Annotated in this window: 14 protein-coding genes; 7 read left to right on the top strand and 7 right to left on the bottom strand. The window is 60.8% G+C overall.

All coding sequences use genetic code 11. The annotated features are described in order from the left end of the window. Window positions 1-8: 8 nt before the first annotated feature. From ACMGFM_RS05945 to ACMGFM_RS05965, 5 genes are all read right to left on the bottom strand, one after another. The gene (locus ACMGFM_RS05945) at window positions 9-1,622 is read right to left on the bottom strand and encodes a pentapeptide repeat-containing protein (RefSeq protein WP_436901523.1); all 1,614 of its coding nucleotides are present in this window, start codon (window positions 1,620-1,622) and stop codon (window positions 9-11) included. A gap of 195 nt (window positions 1,623-1,817) precedes the next feature. Continuing rightward, window positions 1,818-2,651 carry a molybdopterin synthase gene (locus tag ACMGFM_RS05950; RefSeq protein ID WP_436901524.1) on the bottom strand — a complete coding sequence of 278 codons (834 nt, stop codon included), beginning with the start codon at window positions 2,649-2,651 and terminating at the stop codon, window positions 1,818-1,820. A gap of 51 nt (window positions 2,652-2,702) precedes the next feature. Further along, window positions 2,703-3,188, bottom strand: coding sequence for a cyclic pyranopterin monophosphate synthase MoaC (gene moaC, locus ACMGFM_RS05955; RefSeq protein ID WP_436901525.1), 486 nt, complete (start codon window positions 3,186-3,188; stop codon window positions 2,703-2,705). A gap of 211 nt (window positions 3,189-3,399) precedes the next feature. Beyond that, window positions 3,400-3,951, bottom strand: a complete 552-nt coding sequence (locus tag ACMGFM_RS05960) for a hypothetical protein (RefSeq protein WP_436901526.1) — start codon at window positions 3,949-3,951, stop codon at window positions 3,400-3,402. Between the two features lie 56 nt (window positions 3,952-4,007). Further along, window positions 4,008-6,068, bottom strand: a complete 2,061-nt coding sequence (locus ACMGFM_RS05965; RefSeq protein WP_436901527.1) for an AMP-dependent synthetase/ligase — start codon at window positions 6,066-6,068, stop codon at window positions 4,008-4,010. A 160-nt stretch (window positions 6,069-6,228) separates the two neighbouring features. Here ACMGFM_RS05965 and ACMGFM_RS05970 point away from each other — a divergent pair, with 160 nt between their 5' ends. Beyond that, window positions 6,229-7,059, top strand: coding sequence for an NOP5/NOP56 family protein (locus tag ACMGFM_RS05970; RefSeq protein WP_436901528.1), 831 nt, complete (start codon window positions 6,229-6,231; stop codon window positions 7,057-7,059). Then, window positions 7,056-7,679: a fibrillarin-like rRNA/tRNA 2'-O-methyltransferase gene (locus tag ACMGFM_RS05975; protein WP_436901529.1), complete on the top strand. Its 624-nt coding sequence runs from the start codon at window positions 7,056-7,058 to the stop codon at window positions 7,677-7,679. The genes ACMGFM_RS05970 and ACMGFM_RS05975 overlap by 4 nt, the downstream gene beginning before the upstream one ends. Window positions 7,680-7,691: 12 nt before the next feature. Here the strand turns inward: ACMGFM_RS05975 and ACMGFM_RS05980 are convergent, their stop codons facing one another. Next, window positions 7,692-8,636: an FKBP-type peptidyl-prolyl cis-trans isomerase gene (locus ACMGFM_RS05980; RefSeq protein WP_436901530.1), complete on the bottom strand. Its 945-nt coding sequence runs from the start codon at window positions 8,634-8,636 to the stop codon at window positions 7,692-7,694. Window positions 8,637-8,803: 167 nt separating this feature from the next. On the opposite strand from ACMGFM_RS05980, the gene ACMGFM_RS05985 reads away from it, so the two are divergent. The 5 genes from ACMGFM_RS05985 to ACMGFM_RS06005 all read left to right on the top strand — a co-directional run bounded on the left by ACMGFM_RS05985 (window position 8,804) and on the right by ACMGFM_RS06005 (window position 13,948). Continuing rightward, window positions 8,804-10,195 (top strand): PQQ-like beta-propeller repeat protein, encoded by a 1,392-nt coding sequence (locus ACMGFM_RS05985; protein WP_436901531.1) that lies wholly within the window; start codon window positions 8,804-8,806, stop codon window positions 10,193-10,195. 239 nt (window positions 10,196-10,434) lie between these two features. Further along, complete coding sequence (cyaB, locus tag ACMGFM_RS05990) at window positions 10,435-10,998, top strand: class IV adenylate cyclase (protein ID WP_436901532.1); 564 nt, start codon at window positions 10,435-10,437, stop codon at window positions 10,996-10,998. An 88-nt stretch (window positions 10,999-11,086) separates the two neighbouring features. Next, a complete protein-coding gene (locus ACMGFM_RS05995) occupies window positions 11,087-12,289 on the top strand; it encodes a methionine adenosyltransferase (protein ID WP_436901533.1) in 1,203 nt (400 codons plus the stop codon). Between the two features lie 50 nt (window positions 12,290-12,339). Then, the gene (locus ACMGFM_RS06000; protein WP_436901534.1) at window positions 12,340-12,720 is read left to right on the top strand and encodes a CBS domain-containing protein; all 381 of its coding nucleotides are present in this window, start codon (window positions 12,340-12,342) and stop codon (window positions 12,718-12,720) included. Window positions 12,721-12,757: 37 nt separating this feature from the next. After that, entirely contained in the window at window positions 12,758-13,948 is a 1,191-nt protein-coding gene (locus ACMGFM_RS06005) for a tRNA sulfurtransferase (RefSeq protein ID WP_436901535.1), read from the top strand. Here ACMGFM_RS06005 and ACMGFM_RS06010 read toward each other — a convergent pair. Next, entirely contained in the window at window positions 13,935-14,075 is a 141-nt protein-coding gene (locus tag ACMGFM_RS06010; RefSeq protein ID WP_436901536.1) for a DUF7557 family protein, read from the bottom strand. The two genes, ACMGFM_RS06005 and ACMGFM_RS06010, sit on opposite strands and share 14 nt — an antisense overlap. Window positions 14,076-14,085: the final 10 nt, after the last annotated feature.

Below are 14,085 nucleotides of genomic sequence, written 5' to 3' on the forward strand. Positions count from 1 at the left end.
TCTATCCGTCACCGGCTGATAGAGCGGGTGAGCGTGAAGACAAACAGCGCGATGACGAACCCACCGAGGAATCCTTCTATCGCAACAATAAAGCCGAGGACGGGACTGGTGACATCGGGCAGACCGAGTACGAGCGAGACGAACCCCTCGACGCTGAACGTCAGGTAGCCGAGGAGACCCGGGTAGACAACCGGCGCGTTTGCGAGCGCGTATACGCTGGCAAAAACCGCGATAAGAATCAGCGAGAACACGACTGGCCGGAACGGTCGCTCCCCGTAGCCACACGAGAACTGGAGCGCCGCGTTCGACAGCCACCTTGATGCCCCTCGCAGTCGCTCTCGACCGCCAGAGCCGGTCAGTGCCAGTTGACGGTGGTTCCTGCGGCGGTAACGCATCTCGTAGATAAAAAACTCCGCTGACGCTCGCGTCTCGCCGATCTCGTTCGCGCCGTTTTTCGCACGGAGATAGAGGTTCTCTAGCGTCGTCGGCGAGTAGTCCGTATCCGCGTCGTGCAGCCGCCAGTCACGGGCGGCAAGTTCCTGTTTGTACGTTCCGAAATCGAATCCACTGAACGTCGTCTCTTCGAAACGGAACACGTCGAAGGAAGCGTCGTCAGTTATGTCCAGTTCTCCAACTGTTGCGTTCGTCAGGTCGTAGGTCACGCGACCGTCACTACTCGCAATATCTCCAGTGACGACAGCGGTCCCCGAGCAGTTCACGACGATAGGGTCGGTCGTCGAAAGGTCACCGCAGTTTAGATCTCGTCCGAGATTGCCGTCGGTGAACACTACGTCGCCAGCTAACGTCGCGCCGGCCAGGCGAAGGTCTCGCTCGCAGGTGACGCCATCCATCGATAACGCAACGCCCTCGCGGCGCTCGCGTTCAGACCGCGGGCTGCCCGTCGCCGAGTCGAGTTTGACTGCCGGAGCGTCGATTTCTGCCTCGAAAAACTGTGCGTTTCCACCGGCGAATATACTGCTATCGAAGATGGCGCCCCTGTGGAACGAGGCCCGGTAGAAGTTACCCACGTCCTCGAACCGTGTGTTGAGGAAATCCGCGGCGGCATGGAACATGACATTGACGGCGTAAATCCCACGCCGAAAGACTGCGAGGCGCATATACGCGGGGTCGTGGAACTCAGCGTCACGCAGGTCCAGCCACGACTCGAAGTTCACGAGTCTGAACGAAACCCGGCCGTGGAACTCTGCACCGCCGAAATCCACACGGCGCGAGAACGTTGCGTCCTCGAAGTCGACGAGACCGTCCAGTCGCGCACCATCGAGGCGTAGCGGTCGCTTGACCGTCACATACCGTGCCGACAGGTCTCCTCCAATTACAGTCTCCCTGAGGTCGATTGGATGATTCGACGGCCCGTCCAAGATTGCGTAGTCGACCGACAGTGAACCGAGATTGGCGCCAATCAATCGGACAGGCCCATTCTCGGTTGCGACGGCGCCCAGGAACGATTCCCGAACGGTCTCGTGGCTTACAGTGTCCGAGTCGGCGTGAAACACACAGTAACCACCGGCCGTTGCCGACCGCGAGCACTCCCATTGTTCTCCGGGTATATCCCCAAATCGCTCGCTCGACACGTCGTGCGTATACCCGCACTCGTCCGCCATATCTGTTCATTCAGTCACGGGGAATAAAAATGTACGCTCAGCGGTCGAAGTCGGGCCGCAGGAACGTCTCAACTCGGGTATCTGTGTTTAGAACCGACCCGGGACGATTCGGATGCACGGCCCCATCAACCACCCCAACGACGCCGAGTCACCGGGGCGGGAGTGAGCGCAGCACAAAACGATTCGGCCGGGCGCTCACTCTTCGTGTGCCCAGAACTCCTCGCCGACGGTCACTTCCTTCTTGAACAGCGGGACGATTTCCTTCAGTCGGTTGATGCCATCTTCGACAGTCCGGAAGGCCTCTGTCCGGTGGCCTGCCAGTACGACGACGAAGACAATATCTTCTCCAGCCTCGACGACGCCGGTTTTGTGGTGGAGCCGAACCTCGTAGACACCATCTCGGGCTTCGAGTTCATCGCGAATCTCGGCCATCTTCTGTGCGGCCACTTCGTCGTATTTCTCGAACTCCAGAAACTCGGTCCGTTCGTCTTCGGGGTCCTCTTTTGCCCGCACGCGACCGGTGAACGTCGCAATCGCGCCGCTGTACACTTCGTCGGGTGAGCGCTTGAGTTCAGCCACGAGCGACGAGAGCGTTTCGTGGGGGTCGCGGTCGTGCAGTGCCTCGATAACGTCCTCAAGATCAACGCTGTCGGCGTCCGGTGCGCGAGCGAGTACCTCGCCGCGTTCGACGTCGCGGTCACCCAGTACGACGGTCGGCAGCGCAAGGTCAGCGTCGCCTTCGACCAGCCCGTAGTCACAGCGCTCGCCGAGTCGGTCAAGCGCGTCGTGCAGGTCCAGTTCCGACGTGTCGCCCGTCGCGAACCACTCCGATTCGCTGATGCCGTAGGTCTGGACTGCGCCCGCCTCACGGTGACGCTGTGTGTCCTTTCCATCAGTGTCGAAGCCTGACCCGCCATCGATGTGTTTGACCGTCCCGACCCGCCCCCGCTCGGACAGCCGTTCGGTCAGTCGCTCGGTCAGTGTTGTCTTCCCCGTTGTAGAATGGCCGACAATCGAGAGAACGTGCATACCAATCATTCGCGCCGGGTTGGCTTCATTGTTCGGCCGGTCGTGCGCTGCTCAGCGGTCGACTGACTTCTCGATTACTTCAACGTTGTCGATTCGCGTCGCGGGATACTCGCCGTCGTCGTCTTTCTCGGCAGCCTTGACCATATCCCAGACCACGTTTAGCCCCGTCGTCACGCCTTCGAGTGCCTCCATCTCACAGCCAGTCTTGCCGACTGTCTCGACGGCGACGGTCAGCGTCACCGATTCGTCGGCCACGTCGAACTCCGTCTCGACGTTCGTGATCGGAATCTGGTGGCACATCGGAATTGTTTCCCACGTGTGTTTTATAGCCTGAATCGCGCCGATACGGGCGGTTGCGAGCACATCGCCTTTCTCGATGCCGTCGGATCTGATCGCTTCGATGGTCGAAGGTTGGAGGTCGATGCGGCCACGCGCGACTGCGCGGCGCTGACTGTCGTCCTTGTCACCGACATCGACCATCTGTGCGTTGCCGTCCTCGACGTGGGTGAGGTCGGCACTTGGATCTTGATCGGTCATAGTTGCATTCGTAGTGCTGGGAAGTAATGTGCACCGGTTACCTGAAATAACTGGAGTTAAGCGAGTATTGGGTGCCGTGAGGGCACCGAAAACCCTCGGCATGCTCGCGGCTCCCGCTGAGCGAGATACCCCCACTTCGCTCGGGTCGAGCGCGCCGAGTGGTTTCTATGTCTCTCCTGTGGTGAAAACAAACAAAGATACTTTACACAACTCAGCCAGGGAAAACCTGCCCTTCTTCGATGTCGACTTTCCCGATATCGTCGAGTCGCTGGAGCCGTTCGCCGGCCAGTTCTCGGTCGACGCCGAGTTCAGTCGCGCGGTCGATCACGTCGGACCGGGTCGGAGCCTCGACAATGAGTTCGTCAGCGTCGGTAATGACCGCCTCTGCGACAACCGTCTGGAGGATGACCATCGCCCGCTGTTCGGCGGAGGTCTTCCGGCGGGACCACTCCACCGAGAGCGTCCCGTCGTCGTTGACGCTTTTGACAGCGAATCCGTCGGGAAGCTCCTCGGTCACGGCCGCAACGAGTGCGGCTTTGTCGAGTCGTGGCCGGAGTCGCTGTATTTTGCCGTCCGAACTCGTCGACTCGACGGTGACATTCGCTCCCTCTGTCGCGATAGCTCGTTCGACAACGCCGGTGAGTTCGTCGCCGACATCGTCGAGCACCGCTCGCTTCTCTGCGCGGTACTCTCGCTCGCGCTCGGCGAGTTCTTCGTACCGCTGCATTTGTTCGTGTGAACTTGCCTCGTCGTCACTACCCATGGCGGCGTCTACGGATGGGACTGACAAACCAGTGTGGGTCGAAAACCGCGTCGGCGCTAGTTTTTCGGTCGGTACTCGTCGCCGTAAATCTCCTGCATCTTCTCTTCGTGAACGTCCAGAATTGTGTTCCGGACCTTCTTCATCGACGGCGTCAGCATGTTGTTCTCCGGCGTCCACTCCTCGCCGACCAGCGCGAAGCCACGGATCTTCTCGTGTTTCTCGAGGTTCTCGTTCGCGTCGTCGATGACCTCCCCGACCCACTCCTTCACGCGGTCGTCTTCGACGGCCGCGTGGTCGTTGTTGGGCAGGTCGAGTCCTTCCTCGTCGGCCCACTTTCGCATCGACTCGAAGTTCGGGACGATGATTGCGCCGACGAATTTCTGGTTGTCGCCGACGACGATGATCTGTTCGACGCGGTCGTTCGTCGAGAACTGGTCTTCGATTGGCTGTGGCGCGACATTTTTCCCGGTGTCAGGGACGATGATCTGCTTGAGCCGCTCGTGGAAAATCAGGAAGCCATCAGGCGTCTGTTCGACCAGGTCGCCGGTCCGGAACCACTTGCCGATGTCGGCAGCAGAGCCAGCCCCGTCAGCCACGATGCTCTCTTGTTCGTCATCGGCCTCGTTCGTCTTGTTCGGGTCGTCAGTAAACGCGCGCTTGGTCGCGCCAGGTCTGTTCCAGTAGCCGTCCGTGACGCTATCACCGCTGACGAGCAGTTCGCCGACGGTGCTTCCCTCGACCTCGCGGTCGACATCTTCCTGTTTGACGGCTGTTTCGTCGAGGGTTATCTCGGCGCCGATAACCGGGACGCCGAGCGTTCCGGGCCGGATGTCGTCGACTGAGTTCGTCGAGACGACCGGCGATGTCTCGGTCAGTCCGTATCCCTCTGTGACGGTGAGGCCAATACCATTGAAGATTCGACAGAGGTCGGTGCTGAGGCTGCCACCACCAGAGACCATCAGTTCGATATTGCCACCGAGTTCCTCTCTGACCGTCGAGTAGACGAGTTTGTCTGCGATGGAGTGTTTGAGCCGGAGCCCTGCGCCCGGATTCTCTGCCTTCTGGTACTTGATAGCGACGTCAAGTCCCCAGTTGAAGATGCGCTCTTTGACCGGACTCTCAGCGGCCTGCTCGCGCATACTGTCGAAGATACGCTCGTAGACACGCGGCACGCTTGCCGCCCCCGTCGGCTGAATCTTCTTGATATCCTCGGAGATAGTGTCGGTACTCTCGGCGTAACCGACCGTGGCTCCCGAGCCATAGGAGGTGAAACTGCCAATCGTCCGCTCGAAGACGTGTGCAAGTGGTAGGAACGAAATCATCCGCGAGTCGCTGCTGACACACGGCCGGTCTGGTTCGTCAGGTCGCGGCCCAGCACGTCGCCGGATCATGTGGACGTTCGACCGGAAGTTCCAGTGAGTTAGCCGGACACCTTTCGGCTGGCCAGTCGTTCCTGAAGTGTAGACGAGACTCGCCAGGTCTTCTGGTTGGCGCTCGTCGAGCCATCCTTTGTAGGTCTCTTCGTCGTAGTGCTCCTCGCCGAGGTCGTGAACATCGCCGAGTGTGTAGATATCTTCACGGTCGTGACTCGACTCTGGCTCGTCGACGACGACCATAAATTCGAGGTCGAGACTATCCTCGACTTCGAGTACCTTCTCGAGCATCTCCTCGTTCTCGGCGACGACTGCGCTCGCCTCGGGGTCGCTCAACAGATACTCTGCCTGACTCGGTGACGAGTCAGTGTAGACCGTCGTGACGACACAGCCAGCAGCGAGCAGGGCGTAATCGCTCTGGGCCCACTCCATGCGGGTGTTACAGAACAGCCCGACCCGGTCGTTGGCCTCGAGACCAAGCTCTCGAAAGCCGGTCGCGAGGTTGCGGACGATCCGTCGCATCTGTCGGTAGGAAATCGACGCGTACTCTCCGGCCGGGGCGTCGGGCAACAGATGGTCGATCGACCGGTCGTAGATCCCTCCCTTGAACATCTGTGCTTCCCCATCGAGATTCGCTGCTGCACTTTTCTCGAATAGCTCCGAAATTGTCCCCCGCTCACGCATCGGGTCTTCGTAGTTTCGTTCCGCCTCCAACCACCTTGGCTCCTGAATCTCATTAACCATGTTGTTGCTGATTACGAAACTCTGTTACAAAAAGATCGGTCTTTTCAACACGCTGTGGTAACATGTCTCTAGACTGTACACAAGCACTGGGCCGCTCTGACCGCTGTTCCGGCGAGACCGGACCACGCCACCTAAACGGCCCGCAGTTGTACCAACTGCCATGAATGAGGCGTCCGACCCAACAGGCTGGTTCGAGGGACTCGACCCGGACGACACCGAGGCCGCGGCGACGGCAATCCGCGATGGGAGCGCTGGCGAGGCACGCGAGTGGCCGTCGGCGGCTGTCGCTGCCGGATTCGCCGACACCGAGGCGGCCTACTACGACCGGTTACACGAGGCAACGACGACGGCAACCCGGGCAGCGGTTCGCGAGCGCGAACAGGCCGACGACCAGCAGTTAATTCACGCTGTCCGCGCGCTCGATGACTGTCGTCGTGTCGAGAACGAACTCGCCGAACGCGTCGCCGAGTGGGCTGGCAGTCTCGAGGGCGAGGCCGAGATTGCTGACCTCGCTGACAGCGAGCCAGCAAACCCGATGTCTGCTCGCCTGCACTCACTGGCCGAGCGCGTTGTGGACCTCCGCGAGGAGAGCCAGTCTCTGCAAGCGGTCGTCGAGTCGACGGCGACCTCCGTTGCACCGAACCTCTCTGCACTGGCCGGCCCGGAACTGGCCGCGCGACTCATCGCGCTGGCTGGTGGTCTCGACGCGCTCGCAAAGAAACCCTCTGGCACCCTGCAGCTACTCGGCGCAGAGGACGCGCTGTTCGCTCACCTCCGCGGCGGCGCGCCCTCGCCGAAACACGGTGTGATTTACACCCACGAGTACGTCCGCGGCACGGACCCCGAGGAGCGCGGGTCGGCCGCTCGCGCGCTGGCAGGTAAACTCTCTATCGCCGCCCGAGTGGACAACTACAGCGGCGAGTATCGCCCGGAACTGGAGGCTGAACTCGACGACCGAATCGAGCGCATCCGCACTCGTGGTGGATCATGATTGACGGCCTCGAAGAACGGAGTATCGGCGGCGAAACCGGGCTGGCGACACGGGGCGAACCAGTCTACGGCGAGCCAACCGCTGACGGCTGGCGGCTGTGGGACCGCTCACGCTCGAAACTCGCCGTCTTGCTCGACCGTGGCGTTGATACCGGCCTCGAAGCGGGCTCAACAGTGCTGTATCTCGGTGCCGCGAGCGGGACAACAGTCAGCCACGTTGCGGACCTTGCAGGACCGACCTACGCTGTCGAATTCGCACCGCGACCGATGCGTGACCTACTCACAGTTGCGGAGGACCGACAGAATCTCTTTCCGCTGCTGAAGGACGCCCGACAACCAGAGTCGTACGCTCACGTCGTCGAACCGGTCGACGTAATTGTTCAAGATGTGGCAATCCGCGGGCAGGCTGACGTGGCGCTCGCGAACAGGCAGTTCCTGAAAGAAGACGGGCGGCTCGTGCTCTCGGTGAAAGCCAGAAGCGAGGATGTGACGCGAGACCCAGAGGCGGTGTTTGCAGAGGTCAAAGAGCGACTTGCTGAGGGGTACACCGTTCGGTACGCGGAATCGTTGGAGCCGTTCCACGACGACCATCTCGGGATCGTCGCCGAACCGGACCGATAAAACAGCGCCTCGTTATTCGATCTCTTCGGCGAGTTCGTCGGCGTCGATGTCTGCGTCTTCGAGTGCTTCTTCGATGTCGCCGCCACCCATGCCGCCCATACCGCCCATCATGCCGCCCATGCCCATGCCGCCGGCGCCGTCGATGATCTCCTCGATGACGATCCGGTCGACACCGATCAGTTCCATCATCTGCTGGCCGATCTGCTGTTTTTGCATCATCCACTGCTGGTTCATCGTGAGCTGTGGCGTCGCTTCGATGTACAGCGAGTCCTTCTCGACTTCGACCGTCTCGAACTCGGGTTCGGATTCCTCGTCGTCCTCGTCGTCTTCGTCATCCTCGTCCTCGACGAGTTGCTCTTCTTCGACGGTGTCGGTCTGGAACCAGATGTTCAGCTCCATGCCGAGGAACATGTCGATCAGGCCCTGGGCCTGCTCTTCGCGGTCCTCGACCTCACCGACAATCTCGTACTCGTACTCGACATCGTCGCCCGCGAGCGGGTGATTGAAGTCGACCCGTGCGCGGCCGCCGATGATCGTCTCGATGAATCCTTCCTGCCCGTCGATCTGGACCTGTGCGCCAGGGTAGCGGTCGTCTTCAGGAATCTTGTCTTTGCTGATGGTGCGGACCTGATCGTCGTCGTACTCGCCGAATGCCTCTTCGGCTTCGACGGCGACGCTGCCCGTGTCACCGACTTCCTTGCCGATGATGTCGTCTTCGACGGATGGGAAAATGTGCCCTTCGCCCAGCACAATCGTCCGGGGCGCGAACTCCTGATCCTCGTCGTCGATACCCTCTTCTTCGGCGACCTCAGGGTCGGTCGTATCCACCAGGCGGTCGTCCTCGACCGTTCGGGCGGTGTAATCGAGCTTGATGAAATCTCCCTCCTGCAGACCCTGTACTTCCTCCTCCTGTGCGTCTTCGCTCTCCGATGACTCCTCCTCGGAATCGTTGCTCATACCGTTTGGGTCAGTCGTAATACTCTTAAGAACACCGTTTCGCAACGCTCGGCGGCCGAAATCGTGTGTCACGGTACCGTGATTGAACGGTTTTCGCGCGTGAAAACAGACGTTTCCGTACATAACCTGACACTAATCTATATTATTCTACTCCTACTTGATCCGGTATGGACCGACGACAGTTCTTGGCGCTCGGTGGGGCGAGCACGGTGGTCGGCCTCGCTGGCTGTAGCGACGTGTTCGACGGCGGCGACACGCAGCCGGACGACGGTGCTCAAACGGACACCGACGACGCCGCTGGGTGGCGCTCTGTCGGTCGGACACCACGTAACCACGTGTACCATCCGACGGCGGTGACGCCTCAGAGCAGTTCGTCGAACGGGACCCTACCACGACGGTGGGGCTGGCAGCCATCACTTCCAGACGCAGACGGCGATCCCACTTTTACCGGTCAAATTTCCGGCGTGGTTAGCGATGGGCAGTACCTGTACACTGTCGTCTCAGGCACGATGTTTCGCTCGAACAACGAGACGAGTCCACTGAACACGCTGTTTGCAATCGATCCTGCGAGCGGCGAGACGGTCTGGCGGACCGCTTTCAACGACGGACCTGCCCTTGGCAGCGCTGTTACCCCGGCTGTCGCCGACGAGCGGATTCTGCTGGTCGGTCGAACACTCCAAGCGTTCCGCCGAACTGGCGAGCGCGACTGGCGAACCACCCCGGCACAGGTGGCCACGGGGCCGCCAGTTGCCACCGATGCAGACGTTTATCTCCCAACAGCCGGTGGCGTCGAATGTCGCACCCTCGCCGACGGCAGCGAACGGTGGACGGTATCGCCGGGTGCTGTCTCTCGTTCGAGCACCGTCGCGGTAGCCGAGAATACTGTCTATGCCAGCCTCGGCAACGAGGTAGTCGCGCTCGCCCGCGCTGACGGCACCGAGCGCTGGCGGACAGACGCTGGTACCGAGAGTGCGTTGCGGCCCGGCAGCAGGACGCCTGTGGGAACTCCGGTCGTCGACGACCAGCGTGTCTACGTCGCAGGTGGCTTCTCGGCGGCACTCAACGGCGATAATGCCGCATTAGTCGCCCTCGACCGAGCAAGTGGGGATGAACTGTGGCGCTATCGACCGGAGCCGAGTGCCGCTGGTGACGGTCCACAGGTTGCCGGCGTCTACGGCTTACCCGTCCTCGTCGATGGACGACTGCTTGCAATCGCACGGACGACAGGCGGCGATCCGACCGGGTATTCGGAGTTCGGCATGGTCGCTATCAACACCGCCGACGGGAGTGAAATCTGGGCATCTGCACTGTCTCAAACACTCGCAACGTCGGTTGTCGGTGCCAGTGATACGGTCTACGCTGGCACCGGTGGCGCGTCGGACGAGCCAACGGAAAACGCGCTGGCTGCGTTCGACACTGCTGACGGTTCTCCCGTCGGTGTCGGCGAAACTGACGGGATGGGTGGTATTTCGCGCGGGCAGCCTGTCGCTGTCGTTGACGATGCCATCGTAGTCCCAACCCGTAACGGCCTCGTCGCGTTCGGTGAGAGTGCGGAGTGACCACAGTTCCGCGTCGACTCAATTTCTGCGTCTCACGGTAATTTCGCCCGTCCGAGCATACGACCTGTTTACGAAAATTCCAATATCCCCGTCTCAGGTCCGTTCGCGGCTGTTCTCTATTCTACATTTCCGATTGTTTCCCTACGATCGATTCGCGGTTAACGCTCGTTGTGGCCCCGTTCAGTACGGTTAACGGCTCTTGCGGCACCGTTTATGGGTCTTCGGCTGCATGTTGACGTATGTACGAAGTCGAGGTCAAAGTCCGCGCAAACCACGACTCGGTCCGCGATGCGCTCGACTCTGCTGGGGCAACACATGTCGAGGCCGTCGAACAGGAGGACACCTACTACGACGCGCCGGACCGGAATTTTGCACAGACTGACGAGGCACTCCGAATCCGGGAGGAACGCTCCGCGACGAGTCGGGCTGACGAGGACCAGGAGGGGACAACCGATACGCGTCTCACGTACAAGGGACCGCTGGTCGACAGTGAGTCGAAGACCCGACAGGAGGCCGAGACAGCAGTTGTCGACCCAGAAGCACTGCGTTCGATTCTCGATGGGTTGCGTTATGAATCTGCTGCGACCGTTCACAAAGAGCGGGAACGATACACTCTCGACGGCATTACGGTCACCCTCGATACAGTGGAGGGACTCGGCGAGTTTGTCGAGGCTGAACTCGAAACAGCGGACGACATCGACAGCGCCCGTGACCGCGTGCTGACTGTCTTGACTGACCTCGGACTGGATACCGACGAGCAGATTCGAACGTCGTATCTCGGATTGTTGCTGGCTGAAGAGTAACGTGGACCATAGATATTACCTCAGGACATTCTAATCCGGCTGATTGTTTCCGAAAGTTATAGACCCGGTGCTGTTGAATATCAACATAATGAGCGAACGGAATATTCACGTCGAGCCAGCAGCGGCCCGAGCAGTCGAGGACCAGCACATCGAAATCGTCGAACGAAAGGGAATCGGCCATCCCGATTCCATCTGCGACGGCGTCGCCGAGGAGGTAGCGCGGGCGCTGGCCCGTACCTATCTCGACCGGTTCGGACGACTGCTGCATTTCAACACCGACGAGACTCAACTCGTTGCCGGCACGGCCGCACCCGCTTTCGGCGGCGGCGAGATGCTCGAGCCGATCTACCTGCTGATCGTCGGTCGCGCGACGAAGACCTACGACGGCCAGCGGATCCCGGCCGAGACAATTGCACTCAGGGCCGCCCGTGAGTATCTCGACGAGACGTTCCCGAATCTCGATGTCGGGACGGACATCATCGTCGACATCAAACTCGGCGAAGGGAGCGGTGACCTGCAAGATGTCTTCGGTGAGGACGCCGCCGTCCCGATGGCAAACGACACGAGTTACGGCGTCGGCCACGCCCCGCTGACCGAGACCGAACAGATTGTCTACAACACCGAGCGCGACCTGAACACCAGCTACGCCGCCGACAACCCCGAGATTGGACAGGACATCAAGGTGATGGGCAAACGTGAGGGCGACCGTATCGACGTAACTGTCGCAGTTGCGATGGTTGACCACCACATCGAAGACCTGGCGGCCTACAAGCAGGCTGTCGAAGCTGTCGAAGCCCACGTCGAAGAGCTTGCCAGCCAGTACACCGACCGCGACGTGACCGTCTACGTCAACACCGCAGACAACTACGACGAGGGCTCAATCTACCTGACGACGACCGGCACGAGTGCCGAGCAGGGTGACGACGGCTCTGTCGGGCGTGGTAACCGCGCGAACGGACTCATCACGCCGAACCGACCGATGAGTATGGAAGCCACGAGCGGGAAGAACCCGGTCAACCACATCGGCAAAATCTACAATCTGCTCTCGACAGAAATCGCCCAGTCTGTCGTCGAGGATGTCGACGGCATCAGGCAACTCCAGATGCGCCTGCTGAGCCAGATTGGCCAGCCAATCGACCACCCACACGTTGCTGACGCGCAGGTTCTCACCGAAGAGGGTGTCGAGATTGGGGACATCCGCGAGGAAATTGTCGCGGCAGTCGACGACGAACTCGCAAACGTTACCGACATCACCGAGCGAGTCATCGAAAACGAACTCTCGACGTTCTGAAGCGCCGCCGACGGGGAAAATATAATGATTGTTCCTACACATTGTGTACTGTGAGCAAGCATCAGAATACGACTGTTGAGCGATACATGTCACAGTCTTTCGAGACGGTCGAACCGGACGCCTCGCTGGTTGTGGCTGCCGAGCGTATGGAAGCGGGGAACATGGGGGCTGTCATCGTCACCGGTGAGCCGACAGGTATTGTCACGAGTACGGATATTGTGAGCCAGGTGGCGGCTGGCGAAGACACCTCACAGCTCGATATCGACGAGGCCGTGACTGAGGTGACGACGACCATCGAGCCAACACAGCATATCAAGGACGCGGCGTCGACGATGCTACAGGAGGGAATTAGCTACGTGCCCGTCACTGACTCCGGAGAGCTTGTTGGTCTGCTCTCGAAGACAGACATCACGAAGAGCAACACCAACTGACCGAAGCGAGTTTATCCAGCCGCCGGCAAAGCCGGGTATGCACCCGCCGGGAGCCGGGACGGTCCTCGTCCGCTACGGGGAAATTGGAATTAAGAGTGCCCAGCTCCGCGGCCGGATGGAACAGCGGCTACAGGAGAATCTGCTCGCCATTCTTGACGACCGCGGACTCGACGCGCAGGTCACCCGAGAGAACACGCGGCTGTACGTCGAGACGAATCCCGACCACATTGAGGCAGTTGCCGCGGCCGCCGCCGACACGTTTGGGGTCGTCTCGGCCAGCCCTGCCCGCCGCGTTGCGCCAACTCGCGGGGCGATTACCGACGCCCTCGCCGACGCCGCCCGCGAACACTACCGCGGCCAGCCCTACGCCGTCCGCGTCGACCGCGCTGGCCCCGCCTCGGCACATCCATTCTCGAGCACGGAACTCGAACGCGAGGGCGGTGACGCTGTGGCTCACGCTGCCCCCACCGCTGTCGAGCCGACTGTCGAGTTGGACGACCCGGCAATGACGTTCTCCGTCGAGTGTCGACCAGACGACGCTTACGTTTATCTCGACCAGCAGGCCGGTCCGGGAGGCTTTCCGCTCGGGACGCAGGAACCACTGGTGGCACTGGTCAGCGGCGGCATCGACTCACCGGTCGCGGCGTGGCTGGCGATGAAACGCGGCGCACCAGTCTATCCACTGTATATCGGTCTGGGCGAGTACGGGGGCGTGGACCACCGCCTCAGAGCAGAGGAGACGACCGCGACACTCGGCGAGTACGCCCCGAACTTCGATACTCGACTCCGCGTTGCTGACGGCAGCGAGGTTATCGAGGACATAGCTGCCGACCTCGACATGTACCGGATGGTCGCGGTGCGGCGGTTCATGCTGCAGGTGGCAGCCGAAGTCGCCGGTGAACTGGACGCCGTTGGAATCGTAACGGGTGAAGCCGCTGGCCAGAAATCGAGCCAGACTATGACGAACTTCGGCGTCACTGGCGCGGCTGTCGACCTGCCAGTCCACCGGCCGCTGCTCGCACTCGACAAGTCGACAATCAGCCAGCGCGCTCAAGCTATTGGCACCTATCCAGACTCGACTATCAACACTGGCTGTCACCTGCTCGCGCCTGATAGACCGGCGACGCGACCACCGCTCGAACGAATCCGCGAGGCTGAACCCAGCGACCTGGCCGACCGAGCAGCCCGCGTTGCGGCCGAACACACTGTCGACGCTACTCGGCCTTGAACAGCGTCAACTCCTCGGCTTCGTAGATGTTGATGAGTTCGGTCACGATTTCGTCGTAGGACTCATCTTCGATACGGAGGCTGTCGAGGCGCTCGACCGTCTGTTCGTCGAGTTCGATTGTAGGCATAGCTGATAGT

It is taken from the genome of Halovenus halobia (assembly GCF_051414135.1).
Taxonomy (GTDB): Archaea; Halobacteriota; Halobacteria; order Halobacteriales; family Haloarculaceae; genus Halovenus; species Halovenus halobia.

Excerpts from the sequence above, each read along its gene's own strand:
- ACMGFM_RS05945 (WP_436901523.1), bottom strand. The coding sequence starts at position 1,622 with ATGGCGGACGAGTGCGGGTATACGCACGACGTGTCGAGCGAGCGATTT.
- ACMGFM_RS05950 (WP_436901524.1), bottom strand. The coding sequence starts at position 2,651 with ATGCACGTTCTCTCGATTGTCGGCCATTCTACAACGGGGAAGACAACA.
- moaC (WP_436901525.1), bottom strand. The coding sequence starts at position 3,188 with ATGACCGATCAAGATCCAAGTGCCGACCTCACCCACGTCGAGGACGGC.
- ACMGFM_RS05960 (WP_436901526.1), bottom strand. The coding sequence starts at position 3,951 with ATGGGTAGTGACGACGAGGCAAGTTCACACGAACAAATGCAGCGGTAC.
- ACMGFM_RS05965 (WP_436901527.1), bottom strand. The coding sequence starts at position 6,068 with ATGGTTAATGAGATTCAGGAGCCAAGGTGGTTGGAGGCGGAACGAAAC.
- ACMGFM_RS05970 (WP_436901528.1), top strand. The coding sequence starts at position 6,229 with ATGAATGAGGCGTCCGACCCAACAGGCTGGTTCGAGGGACTCGACCCG.
- ACMGFM_RS05975 (WP_436901529.1), top strand. The coding sequence starts at position 7,056 with ATGATTGACGGCCTCGAAGAACGGAGTATCGGCGGCGAAACCGGGCTG.
- ACMGFM_RS05980 (WP_436901530.1), bottom strand. The coding sequence starts at position 8,636 with ATGAGCAACGATTCCGAGGAGGAGTCATCGGAGAGCGAAGACGCACAG.
- ACMGFM_RS05985 (WP_436901531.1), top strand. The coding sequence starts at position 8,804 with ATGGACCGACGACAGTTCTTGGCGCTCGGTGGGGCGAGCACGGTGGTC.
- cyaB (WP_436901532.1), top strand. The coding sequence starts at position 10,435 with ATGTACGAAGTCGAGGTCAAAGTCCGCGCAAACCACGACTCGGTCCGC.
- ACMGFM_RS05995 (WP_436901533.1), top strand. The coding sequence starts at position 11,087 with ATGAGCGAACGGAATATTCACGTCGAGCCAGCAGCGGCCCGAGCAGTC.
- ACMGFM_RS06005 (WP_436901535.1), top strand. The coding sequence starts at position 12,758 with ATGCACCCGCCGGGAGCCGGGACGGTCCTCGTCCGCTACGGGGAAATT.
- ACMGFM_RS06010 (WP_436901536.1), bottom strand. The coding sequence starts at position 14,075 with ATGCCTACAATCGAACTCGACGAACAGACGGTCGAGCGCCTCGACAGC.